The organism is Ruegeria sp. AL12 (assembly GCF_056540885.1).
Genome location: NZ_JBQFXN010000001.1, coordinates 1291359 through 1312616 on the forward strand (window position 1 = coordinate 1291359; position 21258 = coordinate 1312616).

The following is a 21258-nucleotide window of genomic DNA, read 5'->3' on the forward strand; positions in this document are numbered from 1 at the left end:
GTCAGGACTCTGTCCGGTTTTCGTCAGTCGAAGACGGCGCGCTGGCCGACAGGCGTTCCTTTACGCTACGGTCCTTTGCGACAAAATCCACAGCCGGTTTTTCAAGAAGTCTCTGGTACAGCTCATCATACTCGGGCAGCTTCAGCAGATCGTTGATCAGGGCCTTGTGCCAGCGGAACGCTCTTCTATGCAGCCGTCGAAGCCTGTCGTCAGCGCGAAACTCTTCCAGCACCGCATCCACTTCATCCTTGTACCGCAGGATTGTTTCATCCTTGGCACCGCCACGGTTCCAGCGGTCCCAATATTCGGTTCCAAGTGTCTGCGAGGAATGATTTGCCCGACCTCGGCTGCGCTTGGCCAGATAGGCCTGCGTGGATCTGACGGCATAGTGGTTGATCTGTGCGACTTCAAAACCAAACGGAGGCGAGACATGGTTGCCGAAGGGCGCAGGTTCCGTGGCGTGCCCTCCGGGCACGGACCGGAACACGCCGGCCTGAAGTTCGGCACGGGGGTGCGGGTTGTGCAACCCGAAACGAAGATAGAAATCGCCCTGCCTGAACAGGGATTTGACAAACCGGCGCCCTGCCCCGCCTTGTTCGAAATCCAGTTCACAATCGAAGAATTGCCGCGTCACCAGCGTATCGCGCATAACATGCCGACCACTGTTCGAGAAAATCTTCCAGGGGATGGAGATGACGTCAACGCCGGGCGTTGCCTCGATCAGATCATCAACCCTGTGATTTCCAACGTGAATATTCAGGAATTCATCCGCGTCGCCGACATATAACCATTTTGCGTCTTTCACCACCGGCAAGCGCCGTGCCTGTCTCAGCGCAGACCGGTGTATCCCTCCGGTTCCAACCCGGTTCCTGTGAAACTCCACATGGCCCAAGTCCTGCAACCGTCTCAGAATCTGGTTGGTACCGTCTGTACAATCATTGGTGTAGACAATGATCCGATCAAACCCCAACACCTTGTGATGGGCCACCCATTCCAGAATATAGGGACCCTCGTTCTTCATCGCAGTGATGAGGACTTTTTCAGGCTTTTCCATCGCTGCCACTTATCCCCGCCGCCTAGCCGTTCTGACCTTTGCTGTCATCTTGCGGGACAATCTTTTCAATGGCGATCTGCGCGCCGGCAATCGCACGGATGCGCAACTCTCGGGGGTGCTGACCCAGAAACTCGTTGACCGCACGGATCACCCCGTCGCCCCACCAGCCGCGGCGGTGGTAGTCGTCGAACGCCATGATCCCCCCAGGTTTGATCTTGGGAAACAAAGCGGCTAGATCAGCGGTCACGCCTTCATACGAATGGTCTCCGTCGACATAGGCGAACGAGATGCTTTCATCATCAAAAAGCTCCAACGCAGGCACCGAAAAATCGCGGATAATACCGACCTTGCCCTCTTCGATCTCGGCCTCGAAAGTCTTTACGACCTTCTGGAAGATGGCCTCCATCTTTTCGTCTTCGGTCCGACCCACAAACGCGGTTGTGTGCGATTCCTCACCAATATGCTTCCACGGGTCGATCAGAAAAAGCTGACTGGGCTCGATCAGTTTCAGAATGGTCGGAGAGAACTCACCCTGCCAGACACCGATTTCAACGGCCAAGCCCCCCTTTGGCAAACGCGAAAGGAATGTTCGGCGGATTGCGTCTTTGCTGTTTTTGCGTTTGGTCGCTTTGTCAGCCTTCGGTTTCTTCTGGCCGCCGGGCGCAACACCGATAACCTTGGGTTCGTTCGACATCTCGACCTCACTTGCAGACGGGTATCACATTCACTCAAAACCCGTTTTGTTCATTGCGCCATGGCTACCACGCCACAGCCTCAAGAACCAGAAGCTATGTGTCCTTTTTGCCAAGCGGTGGCAACTTGTCGATGCCAAGCCACGGTGGCTGCAAGCTGGTTATCCGGTAACGTGCAGCATTACGCCCGAGGAAACTGTTTATCGCCGCATTCATACCCGTATACGACCCGCCTCCGTGACGGCGATAGGATGTGAACGCGATACTGCCCCCGGGGGCAAGAACCCGGTCGATACGTCGCAACAGCTGGGTCATCACCTGCTCTGCCCGCACCCCGCGGATGATGACGACGCCGACGCTTTCGTCTTCAAACAGCTTCAGCATCAAGGGGGGCAGCGCCCGGTAGATATGCAATCGCCCGGCAAGAATGGGGTCGCGGAAATATTCCAGCAATGCATAAAACGTGCGATCCAACGCCTGTAGCTCGGGATCCTGAGTTGCATCCGGACATGTAAAACCGTCCCAAGACAACCCCCACGGTCCTATGACCGTCAATTTCTCGACAGCGTCCAGATCAAGTATTTCTTCGATGATTTCAGTCTCAACATGTCCGATCAGCACCCAATTCTTCTTGCCACTGATTGATCGAAGAAAACTCTGCCGCTGGTCTTTTGTTCTTTCAACTTCCGGAGGGGCAGAAGGCAGGTAGACAGGATCCTTGGGATCGAACGGCACCGAAACCTGTTTGGCATCCGTAATTTGCGCATGCTGCGCCGCGGCCTCTTCGTAATCAAACGAGGTTTCGAGGGCATCGAGCCGAACGAACCAAGGAAAATTGTATGGCTTGGAGTTCTCGGGCTTGGACATCTTGCCGAGCCGCGTCCATTTCGCGACCTGGGCAAATGTGATTTCCGGGTCCTTGTACATTTCAGCGTTGAAAGACAGATCGCCATCTTCCATCACGCCGAGTTCCAGCGCCTTCACATAGCGTCCGCTGCGAAAGCGGCTGAACTTTGCAACAAAATCCTGCGCCACCTCGGTTTTTCTGAGGCTTGCGATACGTTCCTTGTGAAATTCAACTGCCTGATGATGCAATTGCCGCAGAACAGTATCGGATCGCAGTTTTTCATACACCTCCCGAAGTCGCGCAACTTTGGACAGGATCGAGGTTTCTTCGATGTCGTTATAGCAATGCAGCTTCCAGTAGGCCTGACCTGTTGCCTCCATCTTCGGATGAAAACTCGAGGTATTCACATCCCCGCGCAACCGTTTCATCAGATAGCTTTCCACGGACCTCACCGCATAGTGGTTCATCCGAAAAAGCCTGCGCCCAAACCCGGCGCCCGTTGATGAATACGCCCACCCTCGTCTTCGCATGGCCGGCGGCAACGGATCACCGTCCCCGTCGACCCAAGCAAATCGATCCGCCTTGTTGGGTATCGGGCCGCGCGGTCGATGCGTGCTGATTGTGCGATACGATCCGTTGTTGCGAAACAGCGATTTGAACGCCCGCAAGTTGTGAGGACTGACGGCGCCAAGCTCGCCCGCACGGGTGAATTGCTCGACAATGAACTTGTCTTGGAACTCGACGATTCCGTTGTGCCCGAACAACTGCCAGATCGCGGCAAATCCGTCCGCATGCGGCAATGCACGAAACAAATCGTCCAGCGTCCCGTCGCCGACGCGAATATCAAGAAATTCATCCACGTCGCAGACCAATATCCATTCGGCTTCATTGCACCAGGGGTGTTCCATGGCGTTTGCGTAAGCTGAAGCCTGAGGTCCAAACTCCCACGGGCCGGGATTGTCGATATGCGCCAGGAATCCAAGCTCCTCGCATCGCCGAAGAATCGCGTCGGTGCCATCGGAACAATCGTTCGAATTGACGATAAAATGGGTGAAGCCGATCGAAAGATAGTATGCAATCCATTCCAGGATGAACGGCCCTTCGTCTTTCATCGTGGATATGACAAGTCTCATCGCGTCTACCTGTACCCGTGGCCCGCAAATTCAGGATAGCGGGAAAAAACGCATCTTTGCAGATGTATAGCGCGCATCCCTGCCTGCGGCTTTGTTACGGGCCCCGGAAATGCATTGCAAGTGGACGAGCCCTCCGGTTCAGCGACTGCCAACTCCAGATCCCGCAGACGATCGCAGCCCCGCAGGCAGCGTTCAATGCGTAGGGCTTTACGCTTGAAAACGACAATTTGATTGCCTTCGGGCGCCAACCATTTATAGCTGACGTTCAATGTCGCCAAAGGTTTTTGGCAGCAAGGATGCGGTATCTCGAGTGGATCATGACAGGTAATCTTAAAGATCAAAGGGCGCATGGCCTTGATTCACTGCGCGGTATCGCTGCGTCTGCGGTCGTGTTTGTACACGCAGTGCACATTCATCCACTCGGCGTCTACTACAAGAACTGGGGTGCCGACTACTATGCGATGGGAGTGCCGCTGTTTTTCATAATAAGCGCGATGTCCATGTCGCTAGCTTATCCAAAGGGAGTGTCCTTTGATCGAAGCTGGGCCTATGCCTTGCGCAGATTTTTTCGAATTGCACCACTCTTCTACGTTATGCTCTTTGCTTGGCTGTATATTGGGGTCCAGGCCGAAACCGGTACGATCATCAGGAATATTACATTTCTGTTTGGGTTTGTCCCCAGTGAACAAACCAGTCTTGTTCCGGCGGGTTGGTCAATCGGCGTCGAAGCTATCTTCTATCTTCTGTTCCCCTTCCTTTGGATTTGGCGGAACATTTGGTCAGCGGTGTTTCTCTTTTTGCTCGCCTGCTTGGGATGGGGGTATGTAAACTTATCCAGTCAGGGTGAAGTTCCCGATTTTTATTATTGGACCAGCTTTTTCACGAACGCCCCGTACTTTGCGTTGGGTCTGATCGTTTGGTGCGCCTACCGTTGGACACCTAAGTCATACGAGCGCCCCGTCGGCTATTTAGCGCTCGGTGCCGGGATCGCCGGGTTGATTTACATGTATCTGTTTGGCCCGGTTCTTGATCAGGCGCAAACGCTAAACAAACCGGTTCCACTCGCACTGGTTTTGGGCTGGGGCTTCGCCTTTGCAAGCCTAGCTCTATCGCAGGCACTTCGACCCGTTTTTTTTCTCTATAACCCTTTTACCCGCTTTCTTGGAAAGATCAGTTACAGCCTATATCTGATGCATCCGTTTCTTATCTATAACACAAACCTGACCCGATGGGCCGCAACACTTACGGACAATCCGGATCTTGTGGTGCCCATTGTCTGTGTTATTACCCTTGCCGTAGCGATACCTATTGCAACTGTTATCTATTATGCTGTCGAAGTTCCATTCATCCGCCTTGCCCGCCGGATAACCAAGCCTGATTTGAGAAACCCGGCTTCACAACAATTGGCGTCGTAACGGCAGAGCACGCCTACCAAAACAATGCGGATCTATAGCATCAGGGGAACAATCTCGCCTCGATTGCGGGCGATCTCGGCAATGTCAAAAGCGCCGCCTTGCAGTTCAGCCTCAGCCCGAACAACCATAACAGAGTGATTTTTGACGATGACTTCACGAACGATGTCCGGGCGACAGGCGCAGGACATGACGCATTGAAGCACCAGGTTCGTCAGCCCCTCTTTCCCTTTGAAGTGATCGGAATTGTAATGTGGTTCCATCGTAGACCATTGCCAATCTTCAATGGCGAAAATGCCCCCTTCCGACATGCGTGCAAAAACGAGGTTAAATGACAACATCGTTTCCAAATACTGGTGCGAAGCGTCATCTATAACGAGATCAATATTCTCGTTGCCGAACTCTGCGTCCAGCAATTCTCCGAACCGACTGATGTCCGCCTGACTTATCCCCTTGCAAAGCCGCACATTATCCTGCCGCGAACACCTTTCGACATACGCGTCAAGGTGAGGCAGATCGCGCGTCGAATATTCAACTGCTACCAGTTTGTCAGGCCGAAATACACAATCGAGGAGAGCAACGCTCCCTCCCTGCCATACTACGATATCGACGACATTATGAGCATCGATCTTCGAGGTGCAATCAAGTTCGGCGTCGATCATTTCGCTGGTTTTCGCCAGCAGAAACTCATTATTGCTCGATGTGATTTCATGATATTTTGCAACATTGACCGTGGCGGAAGAATGACACCGCCACCGATACCTCTGTTCCGCTCTGACCAGAAAATTGGTTGAACCTTCTTCCTTTTCGTATCCCCTGAAATTGAGTGCATCGCAGTTGAGAAGACTTGCCTGAAACTACTCATAATTATGCCCTTACCTGTTGGAATGGTGCTTCATGACCTGAAGGTTAAGGGTTCACAAACTTCCTGAACCCCAAACGCGGAATGATAAGTGGGGCAGTTGTTTTACGACCCAACAAATGGGTTGGGTCCGACCTTATTTGCCAAGACTTATGCTGAAGTTGGCGCAAACATTCGCGTAATTCTTAGCGTCAAAAAAGATATGTTTCACTCTGGGCGTCAAAATTGAAGGTTAAGGCACGTCTGAGTTGAAAAAAAACACAGTTAACAGGAAATGTGACTCCATTTATCCAACGCCGCAGGCGATTTCCAGCGAATCTTGTTGAAACTTCACAGCAGAGAGGTCAGAACCAGCCAGACATCTATGCAAGGTTATAATCTATGCTCGCGGAACTTCGGGAACAATATCTGACCACGGTTGCCCGTGCCCTGGATGGCACGATCTATGAAGACCCACCAATTCTGTTTGGAGACACCAAACCGGATTATGACTCCAAAAACCGTGAATACGGCTGGGATTGGCCGTCTGTTGCTTTCACTATGGTGGGCAGCAAGAGATTGGCCAATGTTCGCGCCATGGTGGAATCCGTCATCGGCAACCAGGTTCCCGGCGATTTTGTCGAAACCGGAGTATGGCGTGGCGGTGCCAGCATCTTCGCGAAAGCGGTTCTCTTTACATATGGCCAGAATGACAGACGTGTCGTTCTTTGTGACTCTTTCAAGGGACTGCCCGAGCCGAATGAAGAACTGTATCCTCACGACAAGGGGTCTGATTTCCATAAGTACGACGCTCTGGCCGTGTCAGCCGATTCTGTAAGGGCGAATTTTGAAAAGTTCGGGCTCCTGGACGATAATGTCGTGTTCATTGAAGGCTTTTTCAAAGACACCATGCCACTGGTACCCAGCGAGCAGATTGCAGTGCTGCGTCTTGACGGCGACATGTATGAATCAACCATAGATCCTTTGCGGCACCTTTTCGGTAAGGTCTCGGAAGGCGGTTGGATCATCGTTGACGACTATCACGTGGTTCCCGCAGCTAAAGCGGCCGTGCATGATTATCTTGACGAGGTGGGCTATAAGCCACCCGCGATCAACGAAATCGATGGCGTGGGCGTCTATTTCCAAAAGGTCTAGAGAGGACCAGGCCTTGGGTTCAGGTCATGGGTCAGGTTGCGCCCGTCACCTGAACACCTGAAACGTCACGCTCAGCAAGGCTGCGGCCTGTAGGTGTTTCAGAATGGCCGACCAGGCTGACACCCTTGAGGTGCTACCGGGCAGAATCCTTAACATTCCGATGAACGCCCGAAACATGGAACTGATTCAGGTTCTGAAAGCAGTTCTTTCACGTGGTACAGCCGTCTTCGGCACCCCTTTTGGACGTCGCACAGTGGGCGCCACACCGGATGCAATCTTTGCGCCCGACCCCAATTTCTTGTTCTTTCACTGAGAGATGGTGCGGTCGAGAAGACTCGAACTTCCACGGGAGTTACCCCACAGCGACCTCAACGCTGCGCGTCTACCAATTCCGCCACGACCGCACTGCCAATGACTTTGTAAAGCGGCGTATAGACGTTGGTGCGCGCGATGTGAAGAGGCAAAAACGCAGTGGTTTAAATTCCTTCACCACGGGCTTATCTCTGCCAGTGGACGACACGCCATTGACCTGACAGGAGCCACACGATGCCCCCGCCCGAAAACCGCCCGATCGTTCAGATCGATATCGTCTCGGATGTCGTGTGCCCCTGGTGCGTTGTCGGGTTTCGACAGCTTGACATGGCGTTGCAGCAACAGGGTGTCCTTGCCCGGCTTCGCTGGCATCCGTTCGAGTTGAACCCGGACATGCCACCCGAAGGCCAGAACCTGCGTGAACATATCATGGCCAAATACGGCTCGACCGCCGAGCAAAGTCAGCAGGCACGGGACAAGCTTACCTCGATCGGGGCCGAGCTCGGCTTTGCCTTCAACTTCGACGATGACAGCAGAATGGTGAACACATTCGCAGCGCATCAGTTGCTGGATTGGGCGGAATCAGTCGGCCGACAGCATCCTTTGAAACTGGCTCTGTTCGACGCGTATTTCACAGCGCAGCGGGATGTTTCCGATATGGATGTTCTGCTGGAAGTTGTTCGATCCATCGGGCTGGACGCGGATACGGCGCGACAAGCACTTGAAAGCGGAGAACACATAGCCCTGGTGCGTGAAAAGCAGCTGTTCTGGACCAGCCGGGGAATTTCAGGCGTGCCATCCATGGTTTTTGGCGGGAAATACCTGCTGACCGGCGCACAGGGTTCTGAAACCTATGCCCAGGTGCTGCAACGTTGCCTGTCCGAGGCCGCCTGACCCCTTTTCTTGACCGATTCAGACGGATATGAGACCGGCATGGAATGGAAAATCACCGATGGTCTGATCAGCTATGACGACGCCGTTGCCTTTATGGAGGCGCGCGTCGCCGCAATTGCAAATGGCGAAGCCGAAGAATGTGTCTGGCTGCTGGAACACCCGCCGCTTTATACGGCCGGCACTTCGGCCAGGATCGAAGATCTGACCGACCCCGATCGGTTTCCGGTTTACGAAAGCAAACGCGGCGGCGAATACACCTATCACGGGCCCGGCCAGCGTGTGGCCTATGTCATGCTGGATTTGAACAAACGTGGTCGCGACGTGCGTCAGTTTGTGAAACAGCTGGAGACCTGGGTGATCTCGGCGCTGGCGGAATTCAACGTGCAAGGCGAGATCCGTGAAGGGCGCGTGGGGGTTTGGGTTCGGCGTGATGACAAGCCGTTGACAGCGACCGGCAAACCGGCGGAAGACAAGATCGCCGCCATTGGTTTGCGCCTGCGCAAATGGGTCAGTTTTCACGGAATCTCAGTGAATGTCGAACCGGATCTGGAACATTTTTCCGGCATCGTCCCTTGCGGGATAAGCGAATACGGCGTGACCTCATTGGTCGACCTGGGCTTGCCGGTAACGATGGCAGACCTTGATGCCGCACTGAAAAAGACTTTCGCAGACGTTTTTGGCCCAGTGGCACCCTGAATCCATCTGTCGATCACTGCGCAGCGAATCGCTGCGCGCCACTGTTGCAAACAACAATCCCTGTGACAGGCTGGCTCTGTTTCCCATGCGTAAGGCAATTAACCCTGAATTCGGTGGATTTGTAGAAGTCTTTAAGCATTTTTTAACTCAGGTGGATACAAAGGCCCCGTTAACGAGTAATATGGAACTGCCAATCAAGAGTGAGTGGTATGTTAACCGGTGATCCAGGGCTCGCCCTCGAAATCCGAGAAGTGTTTGGTTACGAGTCTGCCGTTCCGACCCCAAATCGGAACGGCAATTCTCTTTCAGGCACCGCTAGTTTTCCTGATGCCCAAATCGGGAAGAACCGATGCAGGCGCGGTCGGCCTGTTCAAGCTCGAGCGTCGCATGGCCCACCCCAAAACGATCTTGCAGGGTTTGCCTGACACTGTCCCGCACCCCTTCGGCATTTGGCCAGGCGTTCGTATCGATGACCAGATGAGCCGTCAGCGCGGGCTGCCGTTCCTGCATGCTCCACAAATGCACGTGATGCACTTCCGCCACCCCTTCTGTTTCTTCGATAGCCGCCGCAACCTGCTCTGGTTCCAGGTCGGGCGGAGCGCCCAGCATCAGAACGCGGATCGTCTCGCCCATCTCACCTTTGACATGCCACATGATATAGACCGAGATCAGGATCGTTACCGCCGGGTCTACCCATGTCCAGCCGAACAGGATCACTGCGGAGCCCGCTACAATCACGGCGACTGATCCCAATGCGTCAGCAACATTGTGAATGAACGCGGCCCGGATATTCATGCTTTCTTTGGCCATAGTATATGTCAGCGCAGCGGTTACGAGATCGACCACCAATGCCAGCGCGGCAATCCAAACCACAATCCAGCCATTGATCGGCTCGGGTTCAAAAAACCGCATCACGCCTTCGTAGAACAGATAGACCGACAACACGATCAACGTGGTGTAATTGACCAACGCGGCGACGACTTCGGCCCGGCCATAGCCAAAGCTCATACGGGGATCGGCTGGACGCCGGGCGATTTTGCGCGCGAAAAACGCGATGATCAGCGCCACGGCGTCCGAAAAATTGTGCAGCGCATCGGCAATCAACGCCAGAGAACCCGAAATGATGCCCCCGATGACCTGAGCCAATGTCAGGAACATGTTCACCGCAATCGCCCAGGCGACGCGCGCATCGCCAGCGTCTGGATCAATGTGGTTGTGCTGGTGACCATGCCCGGTGTGGGAATGCTGGTGTGCCATATCGTTTCATGTCCCTTGTTACGGCTTCCCAGAGCATGTAATTCCTCTAGCCACTAGAGGTTCAAGAGGTCAAAACCGGAAAAATGTATTCGATCGGGGACTTATCGCGCCGAACCGGAGTGAAAATTCCGACAATCCGGTTCTATGAAGACAAAGGCCTGTTACCCAAACCAGAGCGAACCGCGGGCAATCAACGCCGGTATGACGAAGTCGCGTTGAAACGGCTGATCTTCATTCGCCATTGCCGTGATCTGGGATTGCCACTGGCTGATGTCGTGGGCCTGTTGTTTCTTGAGGGCGCCTCTGGCAGCGACCTTAACCGGGCGCACGAAATTGCCGAAAGACAACTGGCCGATCTGCGGGACCGAATTGCCCGCCTGCAAAACCTCGAAACGGAACTGACCCGAATTTCAGCGGCCTGCGACGGGCAGCACGATCATGTCTGTGCCGTGCTGCACGCATTTCAGGACCACGGCGAATGCATGGGGCCCCATGGCGCCGAATGATCAGGCGAGAGCGGCGCTGATCTTTTTCGCGTGTTCACCGATAAGCTCGAAATCCCCCATCTTGCCCGGCGGGCGCATGGAAACCCCTTCGTGGCGCGGCAGGACGTGAAAATGCAGGTGGAAGACTTCCTGCCCGCCTGCCGCCTCGTTGAATTGCTGGATCGTCACCCCGTCCGCGTCGAATGCGGACTTGACCGCCCGGGCCATCTTCTGCACCGTTTTCACAACCGCCGTCAGTTGCTCGGGCGTGGCATCCAACATGTTGCGGCATGGTGTTTTGGGGATCACCAACAGATGCCCGTCCGCGCGCGGCATGATATCCATGAAAGCCAGCGTTTCATCATCCTCGTACACGCGCATGCACGGGATTTCTTCGCGCAGGATTTTGGCAAAGATATTGTCGGGGTCGTAATCAGCCATCTCAAACCTCTGGATTGCGGGTGTCGGCACAGTTCTGAGACGCGCGCGGGCGACGGTCAAGGCGGAACTCTGCCAACGCCCATGCCGCATCGACAGTCCGGGCTTGAATTCTCATCCGCCATGCCCAGATTCCCCACGTTCAAGGCCGGAAAATCGTGCGGCACCCGCGTGCCCGCGACAATTAATCTTGATCCAGATCAAACTCGGCCATTGAAGGTGCCCTCTTCACATTCTAAAACCAGCAGGAATCCCGCGCGTTGGAGAGGTCCGACTGCGCGGTGCAGTTGCAACAGGAGGCACCTATAATGGCAGACGCAGCCATTCACGGTCACGACCATGAAGATCAGCGCAGCTTTTTCCAGCGCTGGTTCATGTCGACCAACCACAAGGACATCGGGATTCTGTACCTGGTCGTTTCGGCCCTTGCCGGTCTGATCTCGGTGGCGATGACCGTTTACATGCGGCTCGAGCTGATGCACCCGGGCGTTCAGTACATGTGCCTGGAAGGCTTCATGGCCGACCCGTGTACCCCCAACGGTCACTTGTGGAACGTGATGATCACCTATCACGGTGTTCTGATGATGTTCTTCGTTGTCATCCCCGCCCTGTTCGGCGGATTTGGCAACTATTTCATGCCGTTGCAGATCGGTGCGCCGGACATGGCGTTCCCGCGGATGAACAACCTGTCCTTCTGGCTGTATGTCGCCGGCACCTCGCTGGGTGTTGCCTCGCTGCTCAGCCCGGGTGGGAACGATCAGCTCGGCTCGGGTGTGGGCTGGGTTCTGTATCCGCCGCTGTCGACGACCGAAGGCGGCATGTCCATGGACCTGGCGATTTTTGCCGTGCACGTATCGGGCGCCTCCTCGATTCTCGGCGCGATCAACATGATCACCACCTTCCTGAACATGCGTGCCCCGGGCATGACCCTGTTCAAGGTACCGCTGTTCAGCTGGTCGATCTTCGTCACCTCATGGCTGATTCTGCTGTCGCTGCCGGTTCTGGCAGGCGCGATCACCATGCTGCTGATGGACCGCAACTTTGGCTTCACCTTCTTTGATCCGGCCGGCGGCGGTGACCCTATCCTGTATCAGCACATCCTGTGGTTCTTCGGCCACCCCGAAGTGTACATCGTGATCCTGCCCGGTTTCGGCATCATCAGCCACGTGATCGCCACCTTCTCGCGCAAGCCGATCTTCGGCTATCTGCCGATGGTATGGGCGATCATCGCAATCGGCGTGCTGGGCTTTGTCGTGTGGGCGCACCACATGTACACCGTCGGCATGTCGCTGCGTCAGCAGGCCTATTTCATGCTGGCAACGATGGTCATCGCGGTTCCGACGGGGGTCAAGGTATTCTCGTGGATCGCCACCATGTGGGGCGGCTCGATCGAGTTCAAGACGCCGATGCTGTTCGCCTTCGGCTTCCTGTTCCTGTTCACCGTCGGCGGTGTGACCGGTGTGGTTCTGTCGCAGGCCGGTGTCGACCGTGCCTATCATGACACCTACTATGTTGTGGCACATTTCCACTACGTGATGTCGCTGGGTGCTGTCTTCGCGATCTTCGCCGGGGTGTACTTCTACTTCAGCAAGATGACGGGCCGTCAGTACTCTGAGTTCTGGGGCAAGGTTCATTTCTGGCTGTTCTTCATCGGCGCCAACCTGACCTTCTTCCCGCAGCACTTCCTGGGCCGTCAGGGCATGCCGCGCCGCTACATCGACTACCCCGAGGCATTCGCCCAGTGGAACTTCGTTTCGTCGATCGGCGCGTTCATCTCGTTCGCCTCGTTCCTGCTGTTCTTCGGGATCGTGTTCTACGCCCTGTTCCGTGGTGCGAAAGAGACACGTCCGAACCCGTGGAATGAATACGCGGATACGCTGGAATGGACCCTGCCGACACCGCCGCCCGAACACACGTTCGAGCAGCTGCCCAAGCAGGAAGACTGGGACAAAGGCCACGCGCACTGATCCCGATCTGATCCAAAGAAACCCCGCCCAAGTGGCGGGGTTTTCGTTATCCACCTCTGTCAGTTCGCCAAGTGTACCAAAATCCGCTATGATACCCCCACAGAACAGTCGGAGGATCGGCAATGCCGGAAATCGACTTTTGGTATTCAATAGGCAGCACTTACAGTTTCCTTACCGTGATGCGTCTGGACGACTGGTGCGCTGAACATGACGCCACCGTAAACTGGCGGCCCTTTAATGTGCGCACGGTCATGTCAGCCCAGCAGAATATCCCGTTCGCCGGAAAACCCGAAAAATCCGCATATATGTGGCGTGATATCGAACGGCGCTGTGCCAAGTATCACATCCACGCCAGCCTGCCCGCACCCTATCCGATTTCCGATCTTGCCCTGGCCAATCAGGTCGCTTTGTTTGGTATGAGGGATGGGTGGGGCAAGTCATTTACCCAGAACCTATACCGCATCTGGTTCGAGGATGGCGTCGAGGCCGGCAGCGAAAGCGCCCTGTCCGAAGCATTGCTGCGGTGCCAACAGGATCCTCGCCTGACGCTGGCTCGCGCGCGCAGCCCGGATATCGTCACCGCGCTGGAAGCTGAAACAGACATCGCCGTGAAACTGGGTGTTTTCGGCGCCCCCAGCTTCGTGGTGAGGCAAGAGGTGTTCTGGGGCGACGACCGTTTGGATGACGCCTTGTCCTGGGCGCGTGTGGGCCACGTGGTCTGATCAAAACCCGTCGACATGAGGCGGCACTGCGATATGTTTCCGGTATGCCGTACAAATGGAATCAGACATCCGAAACCGAACAGGAACTGCGCCTCTGGCCGCATAATTCTCTGCCGCGACGTGGGGCGATGATTGCCATCCTGTCCGTATTTCTGTTCGGTTTGATCCCGTTGCTGGCCGTGCTTGGGTCGGTCGTGTTGTGGGGCCTGTTACCGTTTCTGCTGTTGACGGTGCTTGGGCTTTGGCTGGCGATTCAGGCGAACTATCGCGCGCGCAGTGCGTTTGAGATTTTCACCTTGTCCGGTTCACAAGCCCGCCTGGTGCATCACACCCCGGGCAAAGACCAACAGGAATGGTCGTGCAATCGCTATTGGGCACGACCTGAAATGTACGAAAAAGGCGGCCCGGTTCCACACTATGTCACGCTCGTCGGAGACGGGCGCGAGGTCGAAATCGGGGCGTTTCTGTCGGAGGACGAGCGTATCACGCTCTATGACGATTTGGCCAGGAAACTGCGCGACCCTGTCGCGCAGTAGGTGTTTCAGCCTGATGTCTCAGCAGTCGCCGTTTGACGCGGCGCAGAGGTGATCCTTGACCATAGGCCCGACCTTGCCGAAGTCCATCTGTCCGGTATAACGGGTTTTCAACTCGCCCATGACCTTGCCCATGTCGCGAATGGAACCGGCACCGGTCGAAGTGATTGCAGCCTGAATCGCCTTTGAAACCTCATCATCATCCAACTGTTTGGGCAGAAACTCTTCGATGACGGCGACTTCCTGCATCTCGCGCTCGGCCAGATCCAGGCGACCACCCTCTTCATAGGCGCGCGCACTTTCCTTGCGTTGCTTGGTCATTTTTCCAAGAATTTCAAGCACCTCTGCATCACCACAGCCTTTGACTTCTTCATTGTCCGAGGCGCGCGCGGCGATGTCGCGGTCCTTGATGGCCGCGTTGATCAACCGCAGTGTCGACAGACGCTCGGCTGCTTTGTCTTTCATTGCTTGCTTCAGGGCGGCATTCACCCGTGATCGCATGTCCATTTGGCTTGTCCATCCCCATGACAACGAAACCCCGAACATATCTAAACAAAAAGCGCGTTACAACCGGGGGCGAACAAGCTTAACCCATTGAAAAATAACGATAGCCTAAAAATTGAACAGACTTGACCCAAGCGCTTAACCCCCTTAGGTATGCGCCGGTTTACCTTGCAGGAGAGTCGCGCCATGGCCCAGAACGCCCCGTCCAAGCCCACCGCATGTCTGGCATTGGCCGACGGAACGCTGTTTTACGGCATCGGTTTCGGTGCAACCGGACAGACCGTGGCCGAACTCTGCTTCAACACAGCGATGACCGGATATCAGGAAATCATGACCGACCCATCCTATGCCGGGCAGATCGTCACCTTTACCTTCCCCCATATCGGCAATGTCGGCGTGAACCCGGAAGACGACGAAACCGGTGATCCGGTCGCCGCTGGCATGGTCGTCAAATGGGACCCGACCGAGCCGTCCAACTGGCGCTCGGCCGAAGAACTCAAGGGCTGGCTTGCCCGCCGTGGCCGCATCGCCATCGGCGGCGTTGATACCCGCCGTCTGACCCGCGCCATTCGCCAGCAGGGCGCGCCGCATGTGGCGCTGGCTCATGATCCCGAGGGCAATTTCGACATCGAAGCACTGGTTGCAGCGGCCCGCGGCTTTGCCGGGCTGGAAGGTATGGACTTGGCCAAGGATGTCACCTGTGCCCAAAGCTACCGCTGGGATGAAATGCGCTGGGCGTGGCCGGAAGGGTACAAGCGGCAAGAGGCCCCCGCCCACAAAGTCGTGGCTGTCGACTATGGAGCAAAGCGCAATATTCTGCGCTGTCTCGCCTCGGCTGGATGTGATGTAACCGTGCTGCCAGCGACGGCGACCGCTGCCGAAGTGCTGGCCCATCAGCCGGATGGCGTTTTCCTGTCGAACGGTCCCGGCGACCCGGCCGCAACGGGTGCCTATGCTGTGCCGATGATCAAGGAAATTCTGGACACAACCGATCTGCCCGTCTTTGGTATCTGCCTTGGCCACCAGATGCTGGCCCTGGCGTTGGGCGGTCAGACAGTCAAGATGAACCACGGCCACCACGGCGCGAACCACCCGGTCAAGGATCTGGAAACCGGCAAGGTCGAAATCACGTCGATGAATCACGGTTTTGCCGTGGACGCGCAGTCTTTGCCGGAAGGCGTGGTCGAGACCCACAGATCGCTGTTTGACGGCTCGAACTGCGGGATCCGCATGACTGACAGACCTGTATACTCGGTACAATACCACCCCGAAGCGTCGCCCGGACCCCAGGACAGTTTTTACCTGTTCGAACGTTTCGCCGATGCGATGGAAAAGAAAAAAGAGCAGGCATAAACCCTTAAGTTACCGGAGTTAACGGCACATTAACCTTGTTTGATCAACCCTGTGCGCAGGTAACTGTGCCAGGGTTTTTTTAATGGTTGAACTTAACCTTCAGGATTTTACAAACGCGTCCCCGATCCCGGCGCCCGGTTTTCGCAAACCGCTGGGCACATGCCTGCTGGAAACCGAGGTCATCACCCGTTCACAACTGGACCATGCGCTGAGCCTGCAAACCAGGCAGAAAGCGCCGCTTGGCGAGATTCTGGTTGGCGAAGGGTATGCCACCAGGCAGGACGTTCTGAAAGCTCTGTCCACGCAGTTCGGGTGGCAGATCGCGGACCTCGAACAAATTCCACCGATGCCCGGATTGTGCAACCTGAAGCCGGTGGATTTCTGGCTTGAGCACAATGTCATTCCCTGGATGCGCATCGGCCCTCTGGTTTTGGTCGCCACTGCCCGGCCCGATCGTTTTGCAACCGTGATCGCCGAGATGCAGGATTGCGACTATTCCATCCTGCCCGTTCTTGCGGGTTCTCATCAGATCGACCGGGTCATTGCACAGCACTTCTCGCGGACACTCGCAAAAGCGGCCGAAACCCGTGTGAACGCGGAACAAAGCTGTCGCAACTGGACCGCCGGGTCCCGGCTCGTATCATCTGCGGCAACGCTGGGTGTGCTGTGTCTTTTTGCCCTGTTCCCTGCGATTGGATTGATGGTTTTGTTGGGCGCGGCCGTAGGCAGTTTGGTTCTTTTTGCAGCCTTTCGGATAATGGGCGCCCTGGCCTGCCTCAGCGACCGCATGAAAAAGCCGACCGAGCCAACAGAGGCGGCGATCGCGCTTCGTCACCCCTGCGTGTCCATCATGGTGCCGTTGTACAAAGAGCGAGAAATCGCGAATGCTCTGGTGCAGCGGCTTCAAAGGCTGACCTATCCCAAAGCGCTGCTGGACGTCATTCTCGTGCTCGAGGCGACCGATGACGTGACGCGCGGCGCCCTTGCGCGAGTGGCTCTGCCCAGTTGGATGCGTGTTGTTGAAGTCCCCGAACTGAACGGTTTGACCACCAAACCGCGCGCCATGAATTACGCGGTGGACTTTTGCCGCGGTGACATCGTTGGCGTTTGGGATGCCGAAGACGCACCACAGCCGGATCAGATCGAACGGGTGGTTGCGCATTTCACCCAAGCTTCGCCCGAGGTGGTTTGCCTGCAAGGTGTTTTGGATTACTACAACCCCCGCACGAACTGGCGGTCGCGCTGTTTTACCATCGAATACAACAGTTGGTTTCGCGTAATCCTGCCGGGCATCGCACGTATGAGGCTAGTCGTCCCGCTTGGGGGAACGACGTTCTTTTTTCGCCGCGAAAAGCTGTTGGAACTGGGCGGTTGGGACGCCCACAATGTCACCGAAGATGCCGATTTGGGCGTGCGGCTTTGCCGGGCGGGTTACCGGACCGAGATGGTGGACACCGCCACCTTCGAAGAGGCGAATTTCCGCGCCTGGCCGTGGGTGAAGCAACGCTCACGCTGGCTCAAGGGGTTCATGGTCACCTATCTTGTGCACATGCGGGACCCGCGGAAACTGTATGCTGATTTGGGTGCGGCCAAGTTTATCGGCCTACAGGCATTCTTTCTGGGCACTCTGGGTCAGTTCCTGCTGGCTCCTGTTCTATGGATTTTCTGGTTGTACGCCCTGGGCATGCCCAATCCGATGGAACAGATCCTGCCGCAGCAGATCACGACGGCGCTGATCTGGCTGTTTCTGGCAACCGAGGCCCTGAACATATGCGTCGGGATCATCGCTGTATCCGCGCGTGAACGTCGGTTTTTGCTGCCGTGGGTTCCGACGATGTGCCTGTATTTCCCGCTGGGGGTGGTTGCCGGCTACAAAGCCCTGTGGGAACTGGCGACAAATCCGTTTTTTTGGGACAAAACCCAACACGGGCAGGCCAGCGAAGACGTTCCACTGGCCTGAAGTTCACTTGTCGCGACGACTGGCATCCTGTTTCAGACGTGTCATGAAGGCGACCGAAATATGTTCCTTCAACGCCTGCCCCGCGGCCTCCTCGTCTCGGGCTGCGATGGCATCGACGATTCCCTTATGCTCACTTTGCGCGATCTCGCCACGGCCCTGAACTGCCAGCGAAGTGGTCGCCATCAAAGCCATGGTCCGGTGAACCAGATCAAGCTGCTGAACCAGATAGCGGTTGTGTGACGCCAGATGAATCTGTTCGTGAAACCGTCGGTTGGCGCGCGACAAGGCCGTTGGGTCATCGATCAGCTTGTCATCTTCGACGACCATGTCCTGAAGAACCTTGATTTCTTCTTCGGTGGCGTGTTTCGCGGCCAGGCGCGCAGCAAGCCCTTCAAGTTCCCGGCGCACGATGTAAAGCTCGGCCATCTGGTTGTGATCCAGGGATGCGACGATCAACGACCGCCCGTCCCGTTCCAGCAAAGACTGGGTTTCCAACCGTTGCAACGCTTCGCGGATCGGGGTGCGTGACACTCCGAAACGCTCTGCCAGTTCGCTTTCGACCAACCGATCACCGGGCTTATAGACGCCCACATCGATGGCTTCCAGGATAAGGCTGTAGGCGTCCTTGGTCGGGGATCGGGTCTGGCTCATGGGATCGTTTGTCTCCTCGTTCGGACATGTCTAGCCGTGACAGGGGGCGGCGATCAAGTACAGCATTGAAAACCGACCGACTGCGCCCTAAACCCAAGCCATGGTCAAACCTTCGTTTAGTCATGTCACACAATGGGTGTTCGATCTGGACAACACCCTATACCCACCGCATATGCGGCTGTTCGATCAGATAGAAGTTCTGATGACGGATTATGTGGTGCAAGCCATCGGTGTTGACCGGGCCGAGGCCGACCGGCTGCGCGCGCATTACTGGCGGGAATACGGGACCACGCTGGCCGGGTTGATGGCCGAACATGATCTGGACCCCGACCCCTACCTGCACGCGGTACATCAGGTTGACATGAGCCACATGGACCCGGATGCGGAACTGGCCGATCATATCCGCGCCCTTCCCGGCCGGCGGATCGTCTACACCAACGGCAGCGCGCCCTATGCGGAACGGGTCCTTGAGGCACGCGGCCTGACAGGCCTGTTCGACGCGATATACGGTGTTGAACATGCAGGGTACCGACCAAAACCCGAAAAAGCCGCGTTCGAAGCGGTTTTTGAAAAGGACGGCCTTCAGACCGAAATAGCGGCCATATTCGAAGATGAACCACGCAATCTCGCGGCCCCACACGAGATGGGAATGCGCACGGTTCATGTTTCTCCCGACCCGCATGAAGCCGATCACATCCACCATCACACGGACGATCTGACCGCGTTTCTGGCGCGCCTGCGATAGGCTGTCACAGTGCGACGATCTGCACGTTCTGCACACGCATCTGCGTCCTTATATGCGCTGCAGCGACGAACAGATGGAGACCCCGATGAGCGCGATTGAGATGCCGCTGCGCCTGCCGATTTGGCAGCGCCTTTTCTTTGCAATTCCCGTCGTTGGATGGCTGGCGCGCGACGCGGTCAACGCCAAGGCAGAAGACTTGTATTACACTACTGCTGCGATTTTCAGCATGTGGGGCTGTTCCATCATGTTGTTCGGCCTTCCCGGCCTCTACATCCCTGCCCTTATGATGGTGCCGCTGATGTTTCTGATCCTCATCCTGATTTCACGGGGCTGAAATACGGGACAGGATTTCACTTGGCACTCAGGGCAGATCCGAACTAGGTTCTGCCCAGAATGATGAGAGGCGCCATGTCCGACAGCTGTGACATCCTGATTTCCGGTGGCGGGATCGCCGGTCTGACCGCCGCGGCGGTATTTGGAACGGCAGGTTTTGAAGTGATCTGCGTTGATCCGAGCCCTCCAATCACCGAGCGGGACGTGGACGGGTCAGATCTGCGCACCACGGCTTTTTTGCAGCCTGCGCGCGGCCTGCTGGAACAATGCGGTCTGTGGGCAAGACTGGATGCACAGGCGGCCCCGTTGCAAGTCATGCGGATCGTTGATGCCGGGGGTGATTTGCCCGAGCCACGCGTCGTTCGCGACTTCAACGCGGCCGACATCTCCGAACAACCTTTCGGCTGGAACCTGCCCAACTGGCTGTTGCGCCGTGAAATGGTGGCGCGACTGGCCGAGTTGCCGAATGTCGATTTCCGCCCCGGCACCGCGACCACCAGCCTGTTCACCCGAACCGCCGAAGCCCGCGTGAGCCTGAGTGATGGCAGCCGCGTCCGGTGCAAGCTTGTGCTTGCTGCCGATGGTCGCAACTCGCCGATGCGCGAAGCAGCCGGCATCAAGGTGCACACAACACGATATGGGCAGAAGGCGCTGGCATTTGCGGTGACGCACCCCATTCCACACGAGAATGTCTCGACCGAGATTCACATATCCGGGGGGCCGTTCACGCTGGTGCCTCTGCCGGACTGGAACGGGCAGCCCTCGTCCGCCATCGTCTGGATGGAACGCGGACCGAAGGCCGTTGAACTCCTGAACCTGGAACCCGAGGCTTTCGAGGCCGCCATGACCTCTCGGTCCTGCGGGTTGTTCGGCCCGCTGAAATTGGCATCCCGCAGAACGATCTGGCCCATCATCAGCCAATCGGCGGAACGTCTGGCGGGTGAACGCATTGCGCTGATGGCCGAGGCGGCGCATGTAGTGCCTCCCATCGGGGCACAAGGATTGAACATGTCTCTGGGTGACCTGCGTTGCCTGCTGGATTTGGCGCAAGCCCGGCCCGAAGGTCTGGGAGACGAACAGATGCTGGGCGCCTATCACAAGGCCCGTCACACCGAGGTCGAGATGCGCCTCAAGGGCATTGATCTGCTGAACCGCGCCTCGATGATTGAGACGCGGCCGCTGCGAGATGCACGGGCGATGGGGCTGAGCGCGCTCTATTCCCTGCCACCAGTGCGCAAGACTTTGATGCAGATGGGCCTTGGCGTTCGCTAAGG

The 21258-nt window shown here is 56.4% G+C and carries 22 protein-coding genes and 1 tRNA gene; 14 read left to right on the top strand and 9 right to left on the bottom strand.

All coding sequences use genetic code 11. The features are described from left to right. Position 1 precedes the first annotated feature (1 nt). The 3 genes from ACR0C6_RS06490 to ACR0C6_RS06500 form a co-directional block, all read right to left on the bottom strand. Positions 2 to 1021 carry a glycosyltransferase family 2 protein gene (locus ACR0C6_RS06490; RefSeq protein WP_480444824.1) on the bottom strand — a complete coding sequence of 340 codons (1020 nt, stop codon included), beginning with the start codon at positions 1019 to 1021 and terminating at the stop codon, positions 2 to 4. A 55-nt stretch (positions 1022 to 1076) separates the two neighbouring features. Continuing rightward, positions 1077 to 1748: a class I SAM-dependent methyltransferase gene (locus ACR0C6_RS06495; protein ID WP_480444823.1), complete on the bottom strand. Its 672-nt coding sequence runs from the start codon at positions 1746 to 1748 to the stop codon at positions 1077 to 1079. Positions 1749 to 1842: 94 nt separating this feature from the next. Further along, positions 1843 to 3726 (bottom strand): glycosyltransferase family 2 protein, encoded by a 1884-nt coding sequence (locus tag ACR0C6_RS06500; protein ID WP_480618690.1) that lies wholly within the window; start codon positions 3724 to 3726, stop codon positions 1843 to 1845. A gap of 317 nt (positions 3727 to 4043) precedes the next feature. Between ACR0C6_RS06500 and ACR0C6_RS06505 the strand changes: the two genes are divergently transcribed. Then, complete coding sequence (locus ACR0C6_RS06505) at positions 4044 to 5141, top strand: acyltransferase family protein (protein WP_171328781.1); 1098 nt, start codon at positions 4044 to 4046, stop codon at positions 5139 to 5141. Positions 5142 to 5173: 32 nt separating this feature from the next. Here ACR0C6_RS06505 and ACR0C6_RS06510 read toward each other — a convergent pair whose 3' ends face one another. Beyond that, positions 5174 to 5800 (bottom strand): class I SAM-dependent methyltransferase, encoded by a 627-nt coding sequence (locus tag ACR0C6_RS06510; RefSeq protein WP_480444819.1) that lies wholly within the window; start codon positions 5798 to 5800, stop codon positions 5174 to 5176. 581 nt (positions 5801 to 6381) lie between these two features. Here ACR0C6_RS06510 and ACR0C6_RS06515 point away from each other — a divergent pair. Together ACR0C6_RS06515 and ACR0C6_RS06520 are read left to right on the top strand one after the other, a co-directional pair. Further along, positions 6382 to 7134: a TylF/MycF/NovP-related O-methyltransferase gene (locus ACR0C6_RS06515; protein ID WP_171328784.1), complete on the top strand. Its 753-nt coding sequence runs from the start codon at positions 6382 to 6384 to the stop codon at positions 7132 to 7134. Positions 7135 to 7237: 103 nt separating this feature from the next. After that, positions 7238 to 7447: a hypothetical protein gene (locus tag ACR0C6_RS06520; RefSeq protein ID WP_480618691.1), complete on the top strand. Its 210-nt coding sequence runs from the start codon at positions 7238 to 7240 to the stop codon at positions 7445 to 7447. A 4-nt stretch (positions 7448 to 7451) separates the two neighbouring features. On the opposite strand, the gene ACR0C6_RS06525 is transcribed toward ACR0C6_RS06520, so the two are convergent. Beyond that, positions 7452 to 7538, bottom strand: a tRNA-Leu gene (locus ACR0C6_RS06525). A 142-nt stretch (positions 7539 to 7680) separates the two neighbouring features. Here ACR0C6_RS06525 and ACR0C6_RS06530 point away from each other — a divergent pair. Further along, entirely contained in the window at positions 7681 to 8340 is a 660-nt protein-coding gene (locus ACR0C6_RS06530) for a DsbA family oxidoreductase (protein WP_480618692.1), read from the top strand. Between the two features lie 39 nt (positions 8341 to 8379). Continuing rightward, on the top strand, positions 8380 to 9036 hold the full coding sequence (gene lipB, locus ACR0C6_RS06535; protein ID WP_480618820.1) for a lipoyl(octanoyl) transferase LipB: 657 nt from the start codon (positions 8380 to 8382) through the stop codon (positions 9034 to 9036). A 315-nt stretch (positions 9037 to 9351) separates the two neighbouring features. Here lipB and ACR0C6_RS06540 read toward each other — a convergent pair whose 3' ends face one another. Further along, the gene (locus ACR0C6_RS06540; protein WP_480618693.1) at positions 9352 to 10293 is read right to left on the bottom strand and encodes a cation diffusion facilitator family transporter; all 942 of its coding nucleotides are present in this window, start codon (positions 10291 to 10293) and stop codon (positions 9352 to 9354) included. Between the two features lie 83 nt (positions 10294 to 10376). On the opposite strand from ACR0C6_RS06540, the gene ACR0C6_RS06545 reads away from it, so the two are divergent. Further along, complete coding sequence (locus ACR0C6_RS06545) at positions 10377 to 10799, top strand: MerR family transcriptional regulator (protein WP_480618694.1); 423 nt, start codon at positions 10377 to 10379, stop codon at positions 10797 to 10799. Here ACR0C6_RS06545 and ACR0C6_RS06550 read toward each other — a convergent pair whose 3' ends face one another. Further along, positions 10800 to 11219, bottom strand: a complete 420-nt coding sequence (locus tag ACR0C6_RS06550; RefSeq protein ID WP_480444811.1) for an HIT family protein — start codon at positions 11217 to 11219, stop codon at positions 10800 to 10802. Between the two features lie 305 nt (positions 11220 to 11524). Here ACR0C6_RS06550 and ctaD point away from each other — a divergent pair, with 305 nt between their 5' ends. The 3 genes from ctaD to ACR0C6_RS06565 all read left to right on the top strand — a co-directional run bounded on the left by ctaD (position 11525) and on the right by ACR0C6_RS06565 (position 14441). Beyond that, complete coding sequence (gene ctaD / locus ACR0C6_RS06555; RefSeq protein ID WP_170346621.1) at positions 11525 to 13183, top strand: cytochrome c oxidase subunit I; 1659 nt, start codon at positions 11525 to 11527, stop codon at positions 13181 to 13183. A 122-nt stretch (positions 13184 to 13305) separates the two neighbouring features. Then, the gene (locus ACR0C6_RS06560) at positions 13306 to 13905 is read left to right on the top strand and encodes a 2-hydroxychromene-2-carboxylate isomerase (protein WP_171206854.1); all 600 of its coding nucleotides are present in this window, start codon (positions 13306 to 13308) and stop codon (positions 13903 to 13905) included. A gap of 44 nt (positions 13906 to 13949) precedes the next feature. Continuing rightward, complete coding sequence (locus tag ACR0C6_RS06565) at positions 13950 to 14441, top strand: DUF2244 domain-containing protein (protein WP_480444807.1); 492 nt, start codon at positions 13950 to 13952, stop codon at positions 14439 to 14441. Positions 14442 to 14459: 18 nt separating this feature from the next. Here the strand turns inward: ACR0C6_RS06565 and ACR0C6_RS06570 are convergent, their stop codons facing one another. Then, positions 14460 to 14945, bottom strand: a complete 486-nt coding sequence (locus ACR0C6_RS06570) for a GatB/YqeY domain-containing protein (RefSeq protein ID WP_152457635.1) — start codon at positions 14943 to 14945, stop codon at positions 14460 to 14462. A gap of 183 nt (positions 14946 to 15128) precedes the next feature. On the opposite strand from ACR0C6_RS06570, the gene carA reads away from it, so the two are divergent. Then, positions 15129 to 16295 carry a glutamine-hydrolyzing carbamoyl-phosphate synthase small subunit gene (gene carA, locus ACR0C6_RS06575; protein WP_480618695.1) on the top strand — a complete coding sequence of 389 codons (1167 nt, stop codon included), beginning with the start codon at positions 15129 to 15131 and terminating at the stop codon, positions 16293 to 16295. An 82-nt stretch (positions 16296 to 16377) separates the two neighbouring features. Next, positions 16378 to 18255 (top strand): glycosyltransferase, encoded by a 1878-nt coding sequence (locus tag ACR0C6_RS06580; protein ID WP_480618696.1) that lies wholly within the window; start codon positions 16378 to 16380, stop codon positions 18253 to 18255. A gap of 3 nt (positions 18256 to 18258) precedes the next feature. Here the strand turns inward: ACR0C6_RS06580 and ACR0C6_RS06585 are convergent, their stop codons facing one another. Continuing rightward, the gene (locus ACR0C6_RS06585; RefSeq protein ID WP_152457632.1) at positions 18259 to 18906 is read right to left on the bottom strand and encodes a GntR family transcriptional regulator; all 648 of its coding nucleotides are present in this window, start codon (positions 18904 to 18906) and stop codon (positions 18259 to 18261) included. Positions 18907 to 19006: 100 nt separating this feature from the next. Between ACR0C6_RS06585 and ACR0C6_RS06590 the strand changes: the two genes are divergently transcribed. The 3 genes from ACR0C6_RS06590 to ACR0C6_RS06600 all read left to right on the top strand — a co-directional run bounded on the left by ACR0C6_RS06590 (position 19007) and on the right by ACR0C6_RS06600 (position 21256). Next, positions 19007 to 19651, top strand: coding sequence for a pyrimidine 5'-nucleotidase (locus ACR0C6_RS06590; protein ID WP_171119595.1), 645 nt, complete (start codon positions 19007 to 19009; stop codon positions 19649 to 19651). 85 nt (positions 19652 to 19736) lie between these two features. Next, entirely contained in the window at positions 19737 to 19985 is a 249-nt protein-coding gene (locus ACR0C6_RS06595) for a hypothetical protein (protein ID WP_480618697.1), read from the top strand. A gap of 74 nt (positions 19986 to 20059) precedes the next feature. Next, positions 20060 to 21256 (top strand): UbiH/UbiF family hydroxylase, encoded by a 1197-nt coding sequence (locus ACR0C6_RS06600; protein WP_480618698.1) that lies wholly within the window; start codon positions 20060 to 20062, stop codon positions 21254 to 21256. The last annotated feature ends 2 nt before the right edge of the window (positions 21257 to 21258 follow it).

Bases quoted from the DNA above. Each gene is read 5' to 3' on its own strand.
- ACR0C6_RS06490 (WP_480444824.1), bottom strand. From the start codon at position 1,021: ATGAAGAACGAGGGTCCCTATATTCTGGAATGGGTGGCCCATCACAAG.
- ACR0C6_RS06495 (WP_480444823.1), bottom strand. From the start codon at position 1,748: ATGTCGAACGAACCCAAGGTTATCGGTGTTGCGCCCGGCGGCCAGAAG.
- ACR0C6_RS06500 (WP_480618690.1), bottom strand. From the start codon at position 3,726: ATGAGACTTGTCATATCCACGATGAAAGACGAAGGGCCGTTCATCCTG.
- ACR0C6_RS06505 (WP_171328781.1), top strand. From the start codon at position 4,044: ATGACAGGTAATCTTAAAGATCAAAGGGCGCATGGCCTTGATTCACTG.
- ACR0C6_RS06510 (WP_480444819.1), bottom strand. From the start codon at position 5,800: ATGATCGACGCCGAACTTGATTGCACCTCGAAGATCGATGCTCATAAT.
- ACR0C6_RS06515 (WP_171328784.1), top strand. From the start codon at position 6,382: ATGCTCGCGGAACTTCGGGAACAATATCTGACCACGGTTGCCCGTGCC.
- ACR0C6_RS06520 (WP_480618691.1), top strand. From the start codon at position 7,238: ATGGCCGACCAGGCTGACACCCTTGAGGTGCTACCGGGCAGAATCCTT.
- ACR0C6_RS06530 (WP_480618692.1), top strand. From the start codon at position 7,681: ATGCCCCCGCCCGAAAACCGCCCGATCGTTCAGATCGATATCGTCTCG.
- lipB (WP_480618820.1), top strand. From the start codon at position 8,380: ATGGAATGGAAAATCACCGATGGTCTGATCAGCTATGACGACGCCGTT.
- ACR0C6_RS06540 (WP_480618693.1), bottom strand. From the start codon at position 10,293: ATGGCACACCAGCATTCCCACACCGGGCATGGTCACCAGCACAACCAC.
- ACR0C6_RS06545 (WP_480618694.1), top strand. From the start codon at position 10,377: ATGTATTCGATCGGGGACTTATCGCGCCGAACCGGAGTGAAAATTCCG.
- ACR0C6_RS06550 (WP_480444811.1), bottom strand. From the start codon at position 11,219: ATGGCTGATTACGACCCCGACAATATCTTTGCCAAAATCCTGCGCGAA.
- ctaD (WP_170346621.1), top strand. From the start codon at position 11,525: ATGGCAGACGCAGCCATTCACGGTCACGACCATGAAGATCAGCGCAGC.
- ACR0C6_RS06560 (WP_171206854.1), top strand. From the start codon at position 13,306: ATGCCGGAAATCGACTTTTGGTATTCAATAGGCAGCACTTACAGTTTC.
- ACR0C6_RS06565 (WP_480444807.1), top strand. From the start codon at position 13,950: ATGCCGTACAAATGGAATCAGACATCCGAAACCGAACAGGAACTGCGC.
- ACR0C6_RS06570 (WP_152457635.1), bottom strand. From the start codon at position 14,945: ATGGACATGCGATCACGGGTGAATGCCGCCCTGAAGCAAGCAATGAAA.
- carA (WP_480618695.1), top strand. From the start codon at position 15,129: ATGGCCCAGAACGCCCCGTCCAAGCCCACCGCATGTCTGGCATTGGCC.
- ACR0C6_RS06580 (WP_480618696.1), top strand. From the start codon at position 16,378: ATGGTTGAACTTAACCTTCAGGATTTTACAAACGCGTCCCCGATCCCG.
- ACR0C6_RS06585 (WP_152457632.1), bottom strand. From the start codon at position 18,906: ATGAGCCAGACCCGATCCCCGACCAAGGACGCCTACAGCCTTATCCTG.
- ACR0C6_RS06590 (WP_171119595.1), top strand. From the start codon at position 19,007: ATGGTCAAACCTTCGTTTAGTCATGTCACACAATGGGTGTTCGATCTG.
- ACR0C6_RS06595 (WP_480618697.1), top strand. From the start codon at position 19,737: ATGAGCGCGATTGAGATGCCGCTGCGCCTGCCGATTTGGCAGCGCCTT.
- ACR0C6_RS06600 (WP_480618698.1), top strand. From the start codon at position 20,060: ATGTCCGACAGCTGTGACATCCTGATTTCCGGTGGCGGGATCGCCGGT.